Origin of the sequence: Streptosporangium sp. NPDC049078 (assembly GCF_040648855.1) — a bacterium.
Taxonomy (GTDB): Bacteria; Actinomycetota; Actinomycetes; order Streptosporangiales; family Streptosporangiaceae; genus Streptosporangium.
The window spans coordinates 194,462-211,044 of record NZ_JBEZEL010000005.1; the positions used below are offsets into that span (position 1 = coordinate 194,462).

The window sequence follows — 16,583 nt, forward strand, 5'->3', positions numbered from 1 at the left end:
CCGGCGACTGGTCACGGTCATGCCCGTATAGCCGGTGCCCGTCAGCCGAACTCGCCGTTCCTGATACCGCTGATGAAGGCGGTCCACTCCGAGGTGGTGAAGATCAGGATCGGTTTGTCGGGGGTCTTCGAATCACGTACCGCGACGATGCCGGGAAGGTTGCGGGCGACTTCCACGCAGTTGCCGCCGCCCTGACTGAGCGTGCTCTTGCGCCATTCGGCGCCGGACAGATCCATCGGTGCCTCACAACCGGTCGATTAGGCTGATCGTCGCTATGCCGGTACAGCGGGCCTGTTAGGCGAAGTCGCCGTTCCTGATACCGCTGATGAACGCAGACCACTCGCCCGAGGCGAACGTCAGGACGGGGCCGTCGGGGTCTTTGGAGTCCCGTACGGCCTGGCCGCCAGTGGGGAGCGCCGCGACCTCGACACAGTTTTGTCCCTCTGCCGACCTGAGGCTGGATTTACGCCAGGTGAGATCGGACTGGGTAAGATTCACGATTTCCTCTCGGCTATAGCTGCGCGGCGGGTTTTGATCAGTCGAACTGGCCGTTTCTTATGCTGTTGACGAAGGCGGACCACTCCGACGGGGTGAAGATAAGGCTCGGCTCGTTGGGGGCCTTCGAGTCACGTATCGCGACGATGCCGGGAAGGTTGCGGGCGACTTCCACGCAGTTGTTGTTGTCGCCTTGGCTGAGGGTGCTCTTGTGCCATTCGGCGCTAGACAGATCCATTGGTGTCTCACAACCGGTCGATGAGTTCGGACAGATATGCGATCGAGGCGTCAGCTCCAAGTGCGTCGGCGACGAGGCGCTGCATCATCAGGTTATAGCGTTCGAGCTGTTTGGGCTCTTCAAGGTAGAGATTGTCTGTCGGTGTTTCAATATAGACAACGTCCTGATCAGTGAAATCAGGGAATTCCAGAATAACAAAATGGCCCGACATGCCGACATGCAGGCCTGCCGACATCGGCATGACCTGAATGGTCACGTGCTCAAGCGGATGGGTGTTGATCAACTTGCGAAGTTGGTCGCGCATGACCTCCGTGTCACCTACCGGCCGTAGCAGGGCTGCCTCATCGATGATCGCCCGGTATCGGGGCGGGTTCGGACGCCGCAGAATCTCCTGTCGGCGCATCCGAGCTTCCACGCGCTTGTCGAGCTCGGCAGGATCATAAGACAGGGAGGCTCGGATCAGTTCGGCTGTATACGCGGAGGTTTGCAGCAAGCCAGGGATCACGAGGGGTTCGAAGGTGTCGATTGAGGATGCCTCGGCTTCGAGTCCTACGTAGGTGCCGGTGAAGACACCTTTGTACTGCTCCCACCATCCCCGCTCGCGAGCACCCCGGACGAGGTCCATGACCGCTTCCCGGTGAGCGTCCTCTGCCCTGTACAGATCAAGGATGTCTCGGATGTCGCGAGGTCGTGGCCGGGCCGTTTTGCCTGTTTCGAGACGCGAAATCGTGGCCCGTGACATGTCCAGCGCCTGAGCGACCTCCTCCATGGTCAGGCCTGCGGCCTCGCGCAAACCCCGGAGTTCGGCGGCCAGGCGCCGTCGGCGCACCGTTGGACTCTGGCCACTGTATGTCATCGGTTACCTCCAGGGCGTAGGGAAGTCGATCGTAGAGCACCTGGCACAAGGGAAGACATATCGGTCGAGTTTCAAAATGAGAGTTGCAGTATGGACTGTGCAGGCCACATCATAGGGCCGCGAGCGAACACGTTGTGTGAGGAGATCATGATTCTGCGTGACATCAGCTGTTGCCTGAGTCGGGTTCCAACCTCGTGCTTCTGAGCTCGCGTACGCCAAGTGCGGCACTCCCTCTGTCGGCCTCGCCCTCGCTGGAGCACTTATGAAGACACCTCGAAACGCCCTTGAGGCGTACTGGGATCTGCCTGCCGATCCCGAAGCGGTCGGTAAGGCGCGCGGCCTCGTGCGGGAGGCCCTCGCCGCCTGGGACATGTCCTCTGTGGCGGAGAACGTGACCATGGTCGTGTCCGAGCTGGTGAGCAACGCGATCCTGCACGGCAAGGCGCCGATCACCCTCGCCCTGTACCGGTACGGGCGGGTCGTCCGTGGGGAGGTCACCGACCACAGCGCCGTGTGGCCGAACCCGGTTCCGGCCGGTCCGGAGGAGGAGCACGGTCGCGGGCTGGCGATCGTCACGGCCTACGCCGACCGGTGGGGCGTCGTACCGGCGTCGGAGGGCAAGCCGTCGGACGGCAAGTCCGTCTGGTTCGTCTGCGCGGAGTGGAGGTCTCGATGAGCGGTCCGCTGCCCATCCTGGACCTGCCCGACGAGGTCCGCCTGTGTGCGGGGTGCGGCACCCACATCGTCACGCTGGCCGCCGCGGTACGCCTGATCTGGGCCGACGTCACCGACGACGTGATCCCGGCCGAGACCGTCGAGCAGATCACCGCGCCGGTCGCCGACATCTGGGTCGACGTGCTGTGCAACCCGTCCTGCCCGCCGGGCGACCGCGAGCCACACCCGAGCTGAGTGCGCTGTCACTATGCCAGGCGGTTCTTCGCCACCGAACTCACTTGCCGACACTGCGGCAACCAAGTGGACCTCACGTGCGTGGCACCCGCCAGCCCGGCACCGGCATCCGATTCGACCTCCCAACCCAGCCCCATCAACTCTGAACTCCCGGCCTCCGGGTTCGGCGAGATCTTCCCCACTTCCCACCGATCCCCTGAACTCGGAGCCGGTCCACGCCTGCGGCCCCCTTACTGGGGTGGACCGTACAAAAGGCCGGCGTCCATGGACCTGATTCCCACTCGTTCGGGTCGAGACGCCGTCCTCCCCATCCTCGCTATGACGGAAAGCGATGGATTTTCATGGTCACGCTGGCGAACGAACCCCTCCGCCCCAAAGGCCGCCGCCGTCGCGGCATAGGCCCCGTACGTACTGACCTCGATACCCCGAAACTGGCGGCGAGACAGATAACGCCAGCGCCCGGGCTCGCGACCTGGAGGCCCGCCACCCCGGCTGGGTCATCCTCTGGCGCCACTGGGCCTTCGCCGCCTGGCTCCCCAACACCCCCGGTCCGATCGCAGCCAGAAACCGCCAGGACCTACTGGCCCAGATGAATGACATCGAACTCCAGCACTTACCAACAAGCGGCGACGGCCAGTACGTCATTCCTCACCGCAGATAAATGGCGTCGACGGGTTGAATTGGACGACCCAGGGGTGGGCGCCGAGTTGGGCGGTAATTATGTCGGTGGCGTATGCGATCTCGCTTGGATCGGCGAGAGTCAGCCCGGCCTCCGTGCCCGTATTCCAGCGGCGCCTGACGCGCTGCCGGGTGTCCAGCCCGGTGGGGCCGAAGCCTCTGCGGTAGGAAGAAGTTCTCCGGGCACCATCGACAAGCTCTGAACCGCAGGCGACGATAGGTCGGTAATCGCCCCGGCGGCGAGAGAGTTGGGTTATGACCCAGTGGGAGGCGGGCGTGGTGGTCGCCGAGGTGCTGCGGAGGATTCCGGCGGCGGACGAGAGCGCTCTGCCGATCGCGGACCTTGGGGCAGACGAGGCGCTTATCGCTCTACTGGGCGTGTTCGGTGTGCTCACAGTAACGGAACGAGATGGTGTCCGACTGGTCAAGGCAACGCATCCGGCTGCAATGTGGTTTTTGCGTAGCTTGGCCGAGTACGCCGACAGCGGCAAGGCGTTGGCTGATTGGACTCGTAACCGGGCAGGTGAACTGACCGAGTCCGGAGCTGACATTCTCGCGGGTCCTCAACTGCTCTATTTGATGGAGCGTCAGCGTGCTCGGCTCAGCCTCGGCGCGCGGCCACTGCGGGAGGTATGCGTTGCCCAAGTACTCATCAAGGCGCGGTTGCGAGGTGAAGGTGAGCGCTATCTCGTCCTCTACGACGGTGCGGCCAGACAGTACCAACTCCCCGGTGGCAAGGCGCGGCCGACCGACTCGACACCGCGCGAAGTGGCGATCCGCGAATTAGAGGAGGAACTCCCAGGCTTCGCCTTCGATACAAGGACCGACCAGTTGGTGGAGTTCTGTGTTGCTCACGTCGTGCAGCCGTCACGCACGATGGGTGTGCTCACCGCGTACGAGATGACGTTCTTCCAGCTACGCTCCTCACGCGATCGGCTCGCGGCCGGGCCGGACGCCAGCTGGGTGCAGGCCGCGACGCTGCTGGCCGAAGATGCCAAAGTCGGCGGGACAGGGCTCGATATGGGAGGACTACGGAAGGCGGTCGCTACGCTGCCCGGTGGCCTCGAAGCGCTGCCGCTGAGCCTGAATACGACGCAGCGGCGCACGCTGCGCCATATCGTCAGAGCCAGGCCATGGGAGTTCTATGGAATGGCGGTGGGCGTGCTCGGGCTGGTTAGCTCCATTGTTTTCTTCTTACTGGATCAGGCCAGATGAGATGGTTGAGCTGCCGGAAGAAGTACAGTCCGCATACGAACGCTGGTGCGAAGCGCAGTCATGGGAGACAACCTTCGTGGAGTGGCTACCGGGTGGCCGGAGCGGTGCGAAGCTTGCGGTGGTACGGCAGTTTCAAAAGAATGTGATCAACCGGCAGGTGATTCTCAAGTTCCTACCCGGTGAGCTGCAACGCGAGCTCGACAGAATCAGCCAGGCACTGTGTGAATCACCCATTGACTTTCGTGATGAGCATCTGATGCGGGTGATCGATGATCCCGTCGTGTTGGGAAGCTGGCAGATGATCACACTGTCGGTGGCCGGTGGTGACCTGTCCAGCATCCGGCCATTAGCCGAGCTGGCCCACGATTCCCGCTTGTCCGCCGCCTGCGTAGCGGTGACCAAGCAGGTTCTCAGCGCGTGGAATCCCGAGGCGGAGCATCGGCCGGAGGCGATGACCGCGGCCGAGTACATCGGCATGCTTCTGGCGGACCGGCCTGACAGGTTGGAGCGGGTGCGGGAATGGGCGCCCACAGGTAAGGACATCCCTGACGGGCCCTTTGCCACCCTGCCGAACCCGCTGGCGTTCCTGGAAGGGCACTTCAGCGGGTCAAAACGGATCCCCGTCCAGCGTGGACGTGCACACGGAGACCTGAATGTGCGGAACATCCTCCTCGCGCCCGACACTCCAGAGCGGTTCTGGCTCATCGACTTCGGCGACTATGCTCCTGACGCTCCACTGGCCCGTGATCCCGCGCACCTGCTGCTGTCTATGGCCGTGGAGTGGCTCAGGGGCACCACTGAGAAGTCCCGCCAGCGTGACGCGCTCATGACAGCGATTCTCACTCCAGAGAAGGCGATAGCTGGCCCGCACACCGAAGTCAGTGCGGTTCTCCGCGGCGCTGGCCAAGCCCATGCCCAGAAGAACGGGTTCGGTCGCGAGTGGGAACAGCAGAGCCTACTCTCGATCGTCGGCTGTGCGTTGATGTTCGCTGGCCGCAAGCTCCCTCATGACCTGCGGAGATGGTTCTTCGATCTAGCCGCTCACGCCGCCAGGGACTACGTAAAGGTGAGCGGGGACTCCAAGGATCCGGACGTTCCCGCCGAGGGCTCCATGTGGAAAGTGCCGAGACAACGGGCCGACATCGCCACGCTGGCCCTTAGGCAGTTGACGTCAGCGCAGCAGCGCACATGGAACCATGAGCGGTTGGTCAGCGTCGTCCTCAAACTCCTTGGCGAGGACGAGCAGTTCGTGCGCCTTGCGCCGTGCCGCGTCAGGAGGAAAGCGTACGGCTCGGCGGTGCTGGTAGTGAGCAACAACCGCATCCATGCCGCCGAACTCGACGACAGCTTCCAGCCGTTCGACGTCTGGGCAGTCACTCATGACGAGATCGAAGACGTTCGTCTCCGTCCTGGCATTCGAGCGGACGTCGTCATCGTCACCCGTTCTGCCGAGCTGGTCGCGGGAGGACTCCTCCAAAAGCAGGCTGAACAGATGGTGGAGGAGGTGAAAAGGCTCATCGGGAATCGGTCGTCCTCGGAGGGGTGGTGCGATCTGGTGAGGGAGTTGCGCACCGCTACCTTCGATAGCACTACCGCGGCGCATCTGGCGGCTGAGACGGAGTCATTACGCATGGCGCTGGACAGAGAGCGGCAACCCTATCCGGATGATCCGGCGGACGTCGATCTACTGATCCAACAGTTGCGCTTCACCTTGGACGATGGAACACGAATATTGGCCTCGGACAGCCACGTATATGCGGCGCGTACCGCCGCTGATCTGATTAGAGGTCGGTTACTCGACAAGTTGGCGTAGATGACCGACGCCTGGGCTGATGCTCGCAAGCATCTGGAGGCGTTTCAGAGGCGGTGCGATGACCTTCCTAAACTAAGCAAGGAGATTGTGCAATTCAAAAAGGACTACGAGCTCTGGAAAAAGAATGTCCTTGGTCTGGCGATGACTAAAAATTTTAGTACTGCATTGAACGCCGAGTTGCGTAAGGTGCAAAACGCAGTGAACTCCTTCGCGGAGTGGGAGGATCCAACGCGACCACGAAATGAAGGAAACTATCTGCTGCAGCGAGATATCGTAGGCGAGGCGCTTCAGGGCAAGCTCGACGTTCTGGCGGAATTTATGGAGAGGCGGCAGCCGAGTCGGAGTAGTGAACTGCGCTTCACCGTTGGCACCTCGTTGACTTTGCCCATCGAGGCCGATAGAGATGTCGGATAATTGTCGTCCAGGGGATTTTTCCGCGAGTCTGCGCACCGCATCACCTATGATCGGTTAGATCTTCCTGTCTCTAGTGAATCGTTTATAATAAAAGGTAGATAGAACGGCGCCGACGGCGCCAAGAAGGGTGAATTGGGCAGTATCAGTCCCAAAGGCGAGCCCGGTTCATCGGTGAGGGAATTGGGGTGGGTAAGGTCCATGATTTCCTCTCAGCTCTCCTGGGGCGCACGGACTGGCGCTTCAGTCCGCTGAAAGGGAGCAGCAAGTGAATCGATGATCACTTCGAAGAAGTCGGGGGCGCCACGGTGGTTTGTTCGTGGTGCACGCCCCCTTCTGCCGCGTCGAGAGCGGCGCGCAGAACGAACCCGGTGACGACCTCCTCTTCCTGGCTCGTCGGCCCGGCCGAAGCTCAGCCGATGACGGCGTTCCACGTGCCGCGCCGCAGGTGAATCGTCCCGTCCGGAGTGACCCGGGCCAGGGCGCCGTACAGCGGGAGTTGTCCGTGTCGCAGCCAGTGGTCACGGACCTCGTCCAGCAGGTCCCACAGGCGACGCGGGCCACCCTGATGCACCACGGGAAACGCCTGCCCGGCCTGCTCGGCGCGTGCCCATGACCCGTCCGTGTGGAGCATGAGCGCGATGCGGGTGTCGCCGTCGGTCTCGTGGTGGTGCTCGATGTCGGGGGCGGCGAGTTCCAGCATGGAGCGCCCCTCCCGCGACTCGATCACATCCAGCACCGGGAACCTGCCTGGGTCGACGTCCTCACCGTCCTCGGTCCGGGCCCGTTCCAGGAGTGTCCGTTCCCGGGGCGGGTAGTCGACGCCAGCGCGGGTGGGCATGAACATGGCCCAGTCTCGCTCGATGCGACCGATCGCGCCGCCGTCCTCGGTTTTGGTGGCGGTGAGGATGAGCGACGTGTTCGTGATGGTGGTGGCGAGCCGTCCCCCGGCCGGGAGCGCCGCCAGCCAGGAGGTGGGGACCGGCCGCACCGACACCATGGCGACGATCCGATCCACCGGTGCCTCAACCTTGGACCCGGAACACGCTATCTCCTGGTCGGTGACCTGGATATCAAGGAGATCTGCCACGTCCTGGGCTGTGACCAGGACGATTACTACCCGCACACCGACGACCTGCGTCGTTACGTCGTGGAAGGGCACCCGCTGCTGTGTCTGCGCATCCCGCTTGACCTCGGCCAGGGGTACATCGCCCCGAGGGAGTTCCTGCCGCACGATGGCTCTACAAGCGATGCCCGAACGTGGTCACTCGCCGTCTTCGGCTGGAAGGTGCTGCTCCTGGGCTGCTGGAGAGACTTGTCGCGCATCGGAAACCGCGGCGAGCCTGCTCCCCGAAGGCTGCCGTAGCCATATGTGCCGCATTGCGTAGGCGGAATACGCAATGCGCATACCCAGGAATATCATGGTCGAGAGGTCATCAGGCGCAGCTCATCTCATTCCCTTTAGAGTCGCTTTTTAGCTGAGCCAACGGCTGACCGCGATCGCCGGATGGTGTTTCGAATCGAAACACCTCCACACGCGTTCGGCGCAACAAGTCTCCTGTATCAGGAGGGATTATTTGCGGCCTGCCTATATTCACTAATTGGGGTGAGTGCTCGCAGTCGCGCTTTGTTGGGCGGGGATCGGCGAGAGCGAGTCCGTTAATTTCCTGAGTTTCACTTACGTCGTCAGATTATTTCGGTCACACTAGTGCACCAGATCTATCGCGGAACGTGACAGAGTAGGGATGCCATGGGCGCTGAAGCAGCTTTACCTAGCAGCCGCAACACGCATGGTGCGAGCGGGACCAGGGTGCTCGATGTGGTCCGCGACGTGGTGGCCAAGGTCGCGCCCGAGGAACTCGTGCTTGTGGACGGACTCGCCGTGCTCGACGACGACGCGGTTATGCGGCGGCTGGGCCGTCGCCGCGGCCGGCGCGAACCGTTGGGATTCGGCCTGGGTGAGGTCGCAGTGCTGGTGACTCCGGTGGTGTGGCTGGTGGTTGACGAGGCCGCGCGGCGGATCGGGAGCGAGGCTGGGGGAAGCGCGGCCAAGGGGACGAAAGCCATCCTGCGCAAGCTTTTGCGCAAGCGGACTCCGGCCGTGGTCGTCCCTGCCCTGACACGTGAACAGCTTGCCGAAGTGCACCAGCAGGTGGTCGAGACCGCTATGAAGCACGGACTGGAGGACAGCCGCGCACGGCTCATTGCCGACGCTGTAGCGGGCAGGCTCGCACTGGCCGCTCCAGGAGACGACGCCGATGAACCGGACTGCCTGGACAGCGACGACAGCGCGGCCCTGGATTAGCGATGGCGAGCCTAGCTGCTCCGCCACGAATCGACGAGCGGGCGATGGCCGCAGGCACGACCATACGGTTCACACTGCTGCTGGTCCTGCTGCTGGTGAGTAGCGGCTCGATGATGCGGGCCGTGACCAACCGGTTCTACGGCGCATCCGACTATGGCTGTCTGCTCGCCGCCGGAGGTGATCCCAACCAGGGCTTCGGCCGTGCCAACGCCGTCAGGCTCGCCTCCTACTACGACGCCTACCAGGCGTGCCGGGACCGTTACGAGCCTGGGGCACCATTGTGGCTGACCCTGTTGTGGCCGGTCCTGCTGGTGATGGCGACCGTCGTGCTGTTCTGGTGGCTGCCGCGGTGGAGGGTACGGCGGGGCCGGCTCGTCCCGCTGGAAGCGATGGACCACGATGGCGAGATCCGGCGCAGGCTGGCGGACTTCGCGGTGGTGGCCGGTCTGGACCGCCTGCCGCGAGTTGTCGTCGACCCGGCGGCAGCCTCAACCAGCGCGGTGGTGTTCGGCAGTAATCGCCGACCGATCGTGTGCCTGCACGGCGGCCTGCTCGCCCGTATGAGCACCGACCCCACCGCGTTCCGAGCGGTGGTCCTGCACGAGTTCGCCCATATCCGCAACGGTGACGTCACTATCACCTACGCCACCATCGCCGTGTGGCGAGGGTTCATCGCCTTGGTGCTCCTGCCGTACGCCATCTGGCAACTCATCGAAATCCCCGCTTCCGTGCGATCATGGTTCTGGCCCGCTGACGCACCGTATGCGACGCGTGAGTTGCTGCTTGTGCTCGTCATGGTCATGCTGGTCTATCTCGCCCGGTCGGACGTGCTGCGCAACCGGGAGATCTACGCCGACCTCGCCGCGGTGCGCTGGGGCGCGGACCCGCACGGCTGGGCGTTCACGGCCCCCGACCCGGTCGGGGGCCGACTACGGCGAGCACTCGGCTCCTTCGTCGAACTGTGGCGCACCCACCCACGCTGGAAGCTGCGCCGGGATGCTCTGGCCGACCCGGGGGCACTGTTCGGTGTGCAGGCGCTGCCGATGTTCCTGACCGGGGCCGCCGCTCTGCTGATCGAGGTTCAAACGGAAGCCTACTCGGCATCCTCAACCGATTCCGTGGCGGTCAAGACGGCGGCTGCGCTGGTGGCTGCGGGTCTGACCAGCGGGGTGGCCGGAACCGCGCTGTGGCGGGCCGTAGCCCATGCTGTACTCACCGGGCGCCGCATGCCCTCCGGTGTGCGGGCGGGGCTGTGGCTGGGAGCCGGGTTTGTGGTCGGCGAGTTGCTCTGGAACCGGGTTGCGGTCGGGCAGTGGGTGCCGAACCACCCGCTGGTTCTGGCACTGCTTCTGTTCGCCGGAGTGGCGTTCGGCTGGTGGACCACACAATGCGCTCAGCTTTGGGTCAGGGCATGGCCGGGGCGCACCATCCGGCCGGTCATGCTGCTGGGCCTGTCGGCCTCGTGGCTGGTGCTGACTTCGTGGTTCACGTGGTGGTCGATTCAGGGCAACCTACTGGTGCAGCTAGGGCTGTTCTTCAGTGCTGGGGCGAGTCGGGTGTTGCAGGAACGGTTGGGCGTTTTTCCCGACGGCGATCCGGCCACACTGTCCGTGATCAGCATGCTGTTGGAACTGCTGTCGGGCCTCGGCAGGCCCCTTGTCCTGTCCGGGGTCGTGGTCTTGTGGGTGGTGCCACTGCTCGCCTGGACGCTCCGCCCGGCCACGGTCCCGCCCCGCTGGGCATTCGGCGCCCTGGGCGGGGCCGACAGGCCGGTGGTGCGAGGGGAGGTGTTGCCGCCGCTTCGACGTATGCTGCTGGTCGCGCTGGCGGGCGTACTGACATGCTGGGCCGCCGTCGCGGTCGTGATGGGGTATATACACACTTGGCAGCCCACATCCGGGCAACAAAAGCTTTTCTACCTCTTGGTCTACCAGGCGTGGGCGCTCGTGGCCCTGGTGATGGGGGCCACAGTGGCCGCCACCACCGCGAGCGTCCTGGCACGCCGCTACCGGCTGCTCGTCGCGCTGATCACCGCCGAGAGCGTGGCATTGGGCGGCCTTGCCGGCCACTTCGTGCTCATCGCCGCGAACGGATGCTTCCAACCGCTGAACATGCTGGCGACGCGCTGCCAGTGGCGGCCGGGCGTGGCCTGGCCGCTCGTCCATATGCTCCTGGGCTCTGTCCTTGTGCTTACCGCGATCGCCACCGTCATCGCAGCCGCGATCGTGTCAGTAGCCCGCAGAACGCGGCGGTCCAGAACGGAAAGCACGGTCCCCGAAGCGCAGTCCGGACGGGCGCGGGGTGGGCTCACCGCCCGTCGCCTCTGCGTGTTGGCGTTGTCCGCCGTTGCGGTGGCGACAACCGTTGCAGCAACCGGACAGCAGAGCTCGTCCGGCCGCACCTCCGGGATTGATGTGCGACAACTGTTACCCATCGACGACACGGCCGTGTCTGACAGGACCAGGCGCCTGCAGGTGACGGCCTGGTGGCTCTACGGCGGGGAGGACCTGCATGTTCGCTCCAACAACATCTTCAAGCGTCTCGTCATGGCCCTGAAAGATGCCGAAGACTCCGGGAACGGCAACATCGATCCGGCCCTCTTCCGCTCCCTGTGCGTCGACATACGGCAGATCACCCGCGACGCCGGCCGTTACTTCCCGGTCCCTGACCCCGACATCCAAGCACTCTGGCGGACGTTCATCACTCGGGCAGAGAAAGCCGGCGGGAACTGTCAGCAGAGCCTGGATCACGGGAACGCCGACCTCTTCACCGCGTTCACAGAAGAATTCACCGAGGCAACGGAGGCCCTCGTGTCAGTCACAAGCAGGATCATCGAGGTGGCACGGGCCCTTCCAAGAGAAGACGGGGCCTCCAAGACCGCGAATAGCGAAAACTCTCCAGCCACAGAGTAAGGCCCAGGCGGCGCCGCCCTCAGCCGAACGCCACGCGGGCGGTGCCCTTGATCAGCCGGTTGGCCCATTCGGGGCCGGTGGCCCGGCCCCGGCGCCCGCGCTCTTCACGGGTGACGCGCCGGCGCACACCGGTGAGGGCCTTGCCCGCGAGCGCGATCAGGTGGAAGTGGTCGACTACGATCGCGGCGTGCGGCAGCTTTTCCCGAAGCAGGCAACCTACCCGCACACCCCGGGCAGGTCGCACACCTTCTTCGTCATCCTCTTCGCCTGGGTGACGATTTTCCTGCCCGCTGCCAGGCCGTTGCCGACGTCGCTGTAGACGAACAGCGCGGCGCCCCGGCGGGCGACGACCTCCAGCTCGGCGGGCTCACGGTCACGCTTTCCCCGCTTGTAGAAGTGGCCTGAGACGGACAGGGCCTCGTCTCCGACGCGCAACGGCTTGCCGACGTAGCCGAACCTGGAGCCGGTGTCGCCCTTCGCCGCAGCCTGCCTCGGGCACCTCGCCAGGTCCGCCCGGAGCTTACGGAACGCGGCCTGGGCGGACTTGGCGCTCCTGTACAGCACGAGCTGTTCGCCGCTCCCGGAGGGGGCGCTGGTCGAGTACGTGATGGTGCGCATCGCGACTCGGCCGTCGCGGGGTTTTGCCTTCGTACGACAGGGATTGAGCGCGAGCTGCCGGGACAGGCTGTTACTGATCTCCCACCACTCCTCGTCCTCCACGATCGGTCCCGCGGCCGCCGCGCGCTCGGTCAGCAGGAAGCCCTTGGGAATTTCGGTGGCGCCCGCGTGGGCCACACCGGTTCCGCCCGCCAGCGATCCGATCACCAGTACTGTTGCCATCGCTTGGTTGATCATGGCTGTTGAGACGCGGGATTTTCTCGACAAGTTCCCCCTTTCCCGCGACGAGTCGGCCACCGGAGAGCCTCCCCGCCATTCGCCCCCGACGATGGTTTGGTCTGGCTGCCGGGATCGAGGTCGCCCGAAGACACCTCGGGTGTGGCTCCGGCGCGATCTCGCATCTCGGCCGGGCGCACCGTCACCGCCGTCAGTGCCCCGAGCGCGTCGGCGGCCACGACCGTTTACCGATGATGCTGATGGAGTGTTACGTGAATTTGCCGAGTTTCCGTCTCGTGATAGCGCTGGCACTGTCCATCTCCATGACCTTTGGCTGCGGCGCTCGGCAATCTCTGGCCGGGGGAAATGGGCAGACAACCGGAACGATATATCGTATAGACACATCGGTGCTTCGGACGATGATTGTCGACTACGACCACAAGAGTTCACCCGAGGAACTGGTTAAGTCCAGGGATCATGAAGCCATCGTCATCGGAAGTGTCGAGGGGTTCGAACAGGGGCGAGACATATATGACATCGAAGGTGACCCCTATCCGGACAAGCGTGTGGTCATGCACGTTCGTGTCGACTCCACCGTAAAGGACGACGGGATTGTCAGTGGCGGTCGCGTCTATGTCGACCTGGACCAGGGGGTCTATATCACGATGGCACGCCCCGTAGGTCTCTTGACGATTTCCGAAAGGCCATACCCGCCGGTGTGAGAGTGATGCTCTTCCTCTTCTCGGATCGGCGAACGGCCCTGCGGATCGACGGGGCGGAGAACGGCCTGCCGAGCGGGACCGTTCTGGCAACCCCGGACCCCCAGGGGATCATCTTCGATGACGGCTCGAAGCTCGTGGGCGGACAGGAAGACCTGAAAGGCGAGTGGAAGGCGATGGGGAGCATCGACGAAGTCGCCCTCCGGGTGAAGAAGGCACTGGACGTCGAATGACCTGATGACCCACCGCCAGAGTTCGGACCACAGGGGAAACTTCAGGCCGCGGTCGTCGCCGAGGGCGACGCGTTCGGCTATATCGCCGGTGGCAGGGGGATGGTGTAGAGGGCTCTCTTCTCGCTCAGCCATTGGTGGTCGATGAATCGGCCGCTCATGCGTCCGGTGAGGAAGAGGTAGGTCTCCAGGCAGACCCGTCCGTGGTGTTCGGGTTCGACGATCCAGGATCCGGAGCGCACGACTTCGGGGGACTCGGGGCAGCCGACTTCCCGGAGGTAGGGCTCGACCATGGAGCCGGGTTCGGCGATGACCTCTCCGTACCAGCGTTGGGTCGCCCAGCCGGTCGTGGTGCCGTCGCCGTGGAGGAGGTCGTAGACGTAGGCGTTCACGGTGCGGATCTGGAGGAAACGCAGGCCCGCGTCCGTCAGACGGGTGGTCACCGGGGGTGGGCCGCTGATGGTGAGGGCGTGGGTCCAGCCGTCGGAGTGGGGGCCGATCCAGGCGCGTTCGGTGAAGGCCATCGGCCGGTAGCAGGTCATGGCGGTGGCCAGGTCGCAGTCCTGGCGGGAGGTGAGATCCGCGCCGAGCAGTGCGGCCACCGCGTCGGTGTCGCCCGACTCGATCCAGGTGCCGGTGAACCCGCGAGCCAGTCCCGCGCCGCGCAGGAGCTCCCATTGGTCATTCACGCGGCCACGCTCCGTCCGGGATGCGGCAGAGCAGTCCCGGTGTGGCGAACCAGGTGTCGTCGATGAACCTGCCGGTCGTGTATGCCAGTGCGGCGAGGTAGAAGTTCATCTCCCGGGCGATGTCGGAGGAACCGACGAGACCTGCTCCCTCCTGCCGAGGGCGGTCCCACTGATCCGCGGGGATGTCCTCCCACTCGCCCCCGTTCACATAGACCGGCTCGCTGAATTCGCCGTCGTTGTAGGTCAGATGGTAGGCCCGGCCGTTCGGCTGCGGGAGCGATTCGAGGGCACGCCATGGGAGTGATCCGGACACGGTTAACATCTTGATCCAGTTGAGGCTCTGCTCGGACACCCACACGACGTTCTCTTCCGAGTAGGGGAGATACCACCGACGCGCCTGGTTCAGGTCGCAGGCGAGTGTCTCCTTCTCCGCTCGCAGCGCGGTGACCGCCGCGCGGTAGTCGGGTGCCTCGACCCACGCGCACTCGAACCTGTCCGCCAGACCTCGCTCTTCGAAATACGACCACTGGTCGAGTTTTTCGCGGCTTGTCATGAGGCTCCCATTAGTACTTGCACCAGCTGTAGCTGTACTGCTGATTATCCGCCTGGAATAAAATTCGTTCATTTCTTGGTTCCGCACACTTTGATGCGGTTTATAATCTTGGCGATCTTTCGTGGTCATACATATTCCGTGCATGCTTTCAGTATCGCCAGGCGTGCTCGCTGGTCGGGACTGCCGTCTCCGACTCGCGAGGCCCAGTTAGACGCGAGTTCGGCAGCTTGCCTTTCGTTCTGGTTGAGCGCGCCCAGCAGAGCATGCAATACTGCGGTTTGATCCGAGGGTGTGTCTGGAAGATCGTGCCGCCCACTCTGGAAGGCGAGTTCTTGTACCTGCTTCCTCAACTCTGCAGTAATGAGCCTGGAGTCTAAAGTCGCCGCCAACACGCTGTGGATCACGTCGCTTCCGAGACCTGTGATTTCCACTGCGATCCGCGCACACAACTCCGCGGTCTTCCTGCGGTGCCCATGCGGATCGGCAACGATCTCCGCGATTTCCGGATCCATCGCGACGAGGTGATCGCGCAGGTTCTTCGGCAATACTTCACGAGGAGCCTTCCGGATGATGTAGCCCTCATGAGGTTCTGTGAGCCACTCATCACCGAGTCGCACTCCCGTGACCCGCTCAGCCAGTGCGTAGGCGGCCTCCAGCCAATTTTCGCCAGCGGAGTCCGCCCGGCACGGTAGATCTCCCATCAAAGCTTCCAGTGCGCGAATTTCTGGCTCATCATCACTGATGTGTTTGACCCGAAGGGGATTGCCGCCGTCTCGGGAATATTGCCACTCAGGACTGCCGCCCCCGAAGACACAGAATGCCTCCCCGCCGGCGGAAAGTCGACGCATGACCTCCGTGGCGGTGGCCTCTCGGCCACTGGGCTCGACTGCGATCGTCCATCCAGGCTGAGTGCCAAGGAGAACGATCGGATCCAGTTCCTCGGGGGATGACGGGTCATGCCGATCCTTGTACTCGGAGGCCTCGGAGAGGGGCCACCTACCCACCGGCTCCGCTGGATTTCCAAAACATGAGGCGACCTTCGCGACATCCGGAATCCTGCTCCAGGAGACGCAGGTATAGCTGCGTAGATCGAAATGGATGTCGAGCAGCTCTCGGTAGTGCTTGATCTCCTCGATGATCATTCGCCAATCCACTCATGACCGTCTGACCGTAGATGAGGCCGGTCTCCATTGTGGCCGGACATGGAGACCGGCCTCATCTCAGCAGCAACCGGTGCTCGCTGCGGCGCCGACCGGCTGGTCCGGGGCCTGTTCCGCGGCCGGGCCGCAGGCGCACGGGGCCGCGGGGTCCTGGTCGGCGGTCGCGGACTTGCCCAGGACGTCGGTGTCGGCCTTGACCACGTACACTTCCCACGGCTCGGCGCCGGGACCGGTCACCCACACCTTGTCCTGCAGGGCGTAGCAGCAGGAGGTGTCGTTCTCCTCGAAGGTGGCGAGCCCGGCGTCCTTCAGGCGCCGGGTGGCCGCCTCCACCTGGGCGGTGTCGGTGACCTCGACGCTCAGGTGGTCCAGGCGGGTACACCGCCGCTATGAACGCCTGGCCGCTCACTTCGCATCCTTCGTCGCCATCGCCGCAGCCCTTGTCTGCTACCGCCGACTCGCCAAATGAGTCACCGTCTTAGTGTTGTTTTTAGTCTGGAAACTACGGACGAGCCCCTAGTGGCCGCAAAATGACAGTGTTGTCGTCTTAGCTCTGACAAGGAGCT

The 16,583-nt window shown here is 63.9% G+C and carries 19 protein-coding genes and 2 pseudogenes; 10 read left to right on the plus strand and 11 right to left on the minus strand.

The window, feature by feature from the left end; all coding sequences use genetic code 11:
- Positions 1-41 precede the first annotated feature (41 nt).
- Genes AB0B90_RS09985 through AB0B90_RS10000 form a run of 4 tightly spaced genes read right to left on the minus strand, consistent with a single transcriptional unit; the run spans position 42 to position 1,589 of the window.
- Positions 42-236, minus strand: a complete 195-nt coding sequence (locus tag AB0B90_RS09985) for a DUF397 domain-containing protein (RefSeq protein WP_362921995.1) — start codon at positions 234-236, stop codon at positions 42-44.
- A 58-nt stretch (positions 237-294) separates the two neighbouring features.
- A complete protein-coding gene (locus AB0B90_RS09990) occupies positions 295-498 on the minus strand; it encodes a DUF397 domain-containing protein (protein ID WP_362921997.1) in 204 nt (67 codons plus the stop codon).
- A 37-nt stretch (positions 499-535) separates the two neighbouring features.
- A complete protein-coding gene (locus tag AB0B90_RS09995) occupies positions 536-733 on the minus strand; it encodes a DUF397 domain-containing protein (protein WP_362921999.1) in 198 nt (65 codons plus the stop codon).
- Positions 734-740: 7 nt separating this feature from the next.
- On the minus strand, positions 741-1,589 hold the full coding sequence (locus AB0B90_RS10000) for a helix-turn-helix transcriptional regulator (protein ID WP_362922001.1): 849 nt from the start codon (positions 1,587-1,589) through the stop codon (positions 741-743).
- Between the two features lie 262 nt (positions 1,590-1,851).
- On the opposite strand from AB0B90_RS10000, the gene AB0B90_RS10005 reads away from it, so the two are divergent.
- From AB0B90_RS10005 to AB0B90_RS10025, 5 genes are all read left to right on the plus strand, one after another.
- Complete coding sequence (locus AB0B90_RS10005; RefSeq protein ID WP_362922003.1) at positions 1,852-2,265, plus strand: ATP-binding protein; 414 nt, start codon at positions 1,852-1,854, stop codon at positions 2,263-2,265.
- The gene (locus tag AB0B90_RS10010) at positions 2,262-2,498 is read left to right on the plus strand and encodes a hypothetical protein (protein ID WP_362922005.1); all 237 of its coding nucleotides are present in this window, start codon (positions 2,262-2,264) and stop codon (positions 2,496-2,498) included. The genes AB0B90_RS10005 and AB0B90_RS10010 overlap by 4 nt, the downstream gene beginning before the upstream one ends.
- 933 nt (positions 2,499-3,431) lie before the next feature.
- Positions 3,432-4,391, plus strand: a complete 960-nt coding sequence (locus AB0B90_RS10015) for an NUDIX domain-containing protein (RefSeq protein ID WP_362922007.1) — start codon at positions 3,432-3,434, stop codon at positions 4,389-4,391.
- Position 4,392: 1 nt separating this feature from the next.
- Positions 4,393-6,204 carry a hypothetical protein gene (locus tag AB0B90_RS10020; protein ID WP_362922009.1) on the plus strand — a complete coding sequence of 604 codons (1,812 nt, stop codon included), beginning with the start codon at positions 4,393-4,395 and terminating at the stop codon, positions 6,202-6,204.
- Entirely contained in the window at positions 6,205-6,618 is a 414-nt protein-coding gene (locus tag AB0B90_RS10025) for a hypothetical protein (protein ID WP_362922011.1), read from the plus strand.
- 409 nt (positions 6,619-7,027) lie between these two features.
- On the opposite strand, the gene AB0B90_RS10030 is transcribed toward AB0B90_RS10025, so the two are convergent.
- A complete protein-coding gene (locus tag AB0B90_RS10030; protein WP_362922013.1) occupies positions 7,028-7,849 on the minus strand; it encodes a hypothetical protein in 822 nt (273 codons plus the stop codon).
- Between the two features lie 576 nt (positions 7,850-8,425).
- On the opposite strand from AB0B90_RS10030, the gene AB0B90_RS10035 reads away from it, so the two are divergent.
- Together AB0B90_RS10035 and AB0B90_RS10040 are read left to right on the plus strand one after the other, a co-directional pair.
- Positions 8,426-8,920, plus strand: a complete 495-nt coding sequence (locus tag AB0B90_RS10035) for a hypothetical protein (RefSeq protein ID WP_362922015.1) — start codon at positions 8,426-8,428, stop codon at positions 8,918-8,920.
- Positions 8,921-8,964: 44 nt separating this feature from the next.
- Positions 8,965-11,832, plus strand: a complete 2,868-nt coding sequence (locus AB0B90_RS10040) for a M48 family metalloprotease (RefSeq protein WP_362922017.1) — start codon at positions 8,965-8,967, stop codon at positions 11,830-11,832.
- A gap of 19 nt (positions 11,833-11,851) precedes the next feature.
- Here the strand turns inward: AB0B90_RS10040 and AB0B90_RS10045 are convergent, their stop codons facing one another.
- Positions 11,852-12,076: a transposase gene (locus tag AB0B90_RS10045; RefSeq protein WP_362922019.1), complete on the minus strand. Its 225-nt coding sequence runs from the start codon at positions 12,074-12,076 to the stop codon at positions 11,852-11,854.
- Complete coding sequence (locus tag AB0B90_RS10050) at positions 12,049-12,672, minus strand: hypothetical protein (protein ID WP_362922021.1); 624 nt, start codon at positions 12,670-12,672, stop codon at positions 12,049-12,051. Before AB0B90_RS10050 ends, AB0B90_RS10045 begins: the two co-directional genes overlap by 28 nt.
- 245 nt (positions 12,673-12,917) lie before the next feature.
- On the opposite strand from AB0B90_RS10050, the gene AB0B90_RS10055 reads away from it, so the two are divergent.
- Positions 12,918-13,388 carry a hypothetical protein gene (locus tag AB0B90_RS10055; RefSeq protein ID WP_362922022.1) on the plus strand — a complete coding sequence of 157 codons (471 nt, stop codon included), beginning with the start codon at positions 12,918-12,920 and terminating at the stop codon, positions 13,386-13,388.
- Positions 13,385-13,618 (plus strand): hypothetical protein, encoded by a 234-nt coding sequence (locus AB0B90_RS10060; protein WP_362922024.1) that lies wholly within the window; start codon positions 13,385-13,387, stop codon positions 13,616-13,618. The genes AB0B90_RS10055 and AB0B90_RS10060 overlap by 4 nt, the downstream gene beginning before the upstream one ends.
- A 77-nt stretch (positions 13,619-13,695) precedes the next feature.
- On the opposite strand, the gene AB0B90_RS10065 is transcribed toward AB0B90_RS10060, so the two are convergent.
- The 4 genes and pseudogenes from AB0B90_RS10065 to AB0B90_RS10080 all read right to left on the minus strand — a co-directional run.
- Positions 13,696-14,304, minus strand: a complete 609-nt coding sequence (locus tag AB0B90_RS10065) for a hypothetical protein (protein ID WP_362922026.1) — start codon at positions 14,302-14,304, stop codon at positions 13,696-13,698.
- On the minus strand, positions 14,297-14,857 hold the full coding sequence (locus AB0B90_RS10070; protein ID WP_362922028.1) for a hypothetical protein: 561 nt from the start codon (positions 14,855-14,857) through the stop codon (positions 14,297-14,299). The genes AB0B90_RS10065 and AB0B90_RS10070 overlap by 8 nt, the downstream gene beginning before the upstream one ends.
- 125 nt (positions 14,858-14,982) lie before the next feature.
- Positions 14,983-15,999, minus strand: coding sequence for a DUF6461 domain-containing protein (locus tag AB0B90_RS10075; RefSeq protein ID WP_362922030.1), 1,017 nt, complete (start codon positions 15,997-15,999; stop codon positions 14,983-14,985).
- Between the two features lie 78 nt (positions 16,000-16,077).
- Positions 16,078-16,395 (minus strand): annotated as a pseudogene (locus tag AB0B90_RS10080) (glyoxalase/bleomycin resistance/dioxygenase family protein); the annotation flags it as partial.
- Between AB0B90_RS10080 and AB0B90_RS10085 the strand changes: the two are divergent.
- Positions 16,388-16,486 (plus strand): annotated as a pseudogene (locus AB0B90_RS10085) (IS5/IS1182 family transposase); the annotation flags it as partial. The pseudogenes AB0B90_RS10080 and AB0B90_RS10085 overlap by 8 nt on opposite strands.
- Between the last annotated feature and the right edge of the window lie 97 nt (positions 16,487-16,583).

What these genes read in the sequence shown, in the direction of transcription:
- AB0B90_RS09985 (WP_362921995.1), bottom strand. Translation starts at nt 236, where the DNA reads ATGGATCTGTCCGGCGCCGAATGGCGCAAGAGCACGCTCAGTCAGGGC.
- AB0B90_RS09995 (WP_362921999.1), bottom strand. Translation starts at nt 733, where the DNA reads ATGGATCTGTCTAGCGCCGAATGGCACAAGAGCACCCTCAGCCAAGGC.
- AB0B90_RS10000 (WP_362922001.1), bottom strand. Translation starts at nt 1,589, where the DNA reads ATGACATACAGTGGCCAGAGTCCAACGGTGCGCCGACGGCGCCTGGCC.
- AB0B90_RS10005 (WP_362922003.1), top strand. Translation starts at nt 1,852, where the DNA reads ATGAAGACACCTCGAAACGCCCTTGAGGCGTACTGGGATCTGCCTGCC.
- AB0B90_RS10010 (WP_362922005.1), top strand. Translation starts at nt 2,262, where the DNA reads ATGAGCGGTCCGCTGCCCATCCTGGACCTGCCCGACGAGGTCCGCCTG.
- AB0B90_RS10015 (WP_362922007.1), top strand. Translation starts at nt 3,432, where the DNA reads ATGACCCAGTGGGAGGCGGGCGTGGTGGTCGCCGAGGTGCTGCGGAGG.
- AB0B90_RS10020 (WP_362922009.1), top strand. Translation starts at nt 4,393, where the DNA reads ATGGTTGAGCTGCCGGAAGAAGTACAGTCCGCATACGAACGCTGGTGC.
- AB0B90_RS10025 (WP_362922011.1), top strand. Translation starts at nt 6,205, where the DNA reads ATGACCGACGCCTGGGCTGATGCTCGCAAGCATCTGGAGGCGTTTCAG.
- AB0B90_RS10040 (WP_362922017.1), top strand. Translation starts at nt 8,965, where the DNA reads ATGGCCGCAGGCACGACCATACGGTTCACACTGCTGCTGGTCCTGCTG.
- AB0B90_RS10050 (WP_362922021.1), bottom strand. Translation starts at nt 12,672, where the DNA reads ATGGCAACAGTACTGGTGATCGGATCGCTGGCGGGCGGAACCGGTGTG.
- AB0B90_RS10055 (WP_362922022.1), top strand. Translation starts at nt 12,918, where the DNA reads ATGATGCTGATGGAGTGTTACGTGAATTTGCCGAGTTTCCGTCTCGTG.
- AB0B90_RS10070 (WP_362922028.1), bottom strand. Translation starts at nt 14,857, where the DNA reads ATGACAAGCCGCGAAAAACTCGACCAGTGGTCGTATTTCGAAGAGCGA.
- AB0B90_RS10075 (WP_362922030.1), bottom strand. Translation starts at nt 15,999, where the DNA reads ATGATCATCGAGGAGATCAAGCACTACCGAGAGCTGCTCGACATCCAT.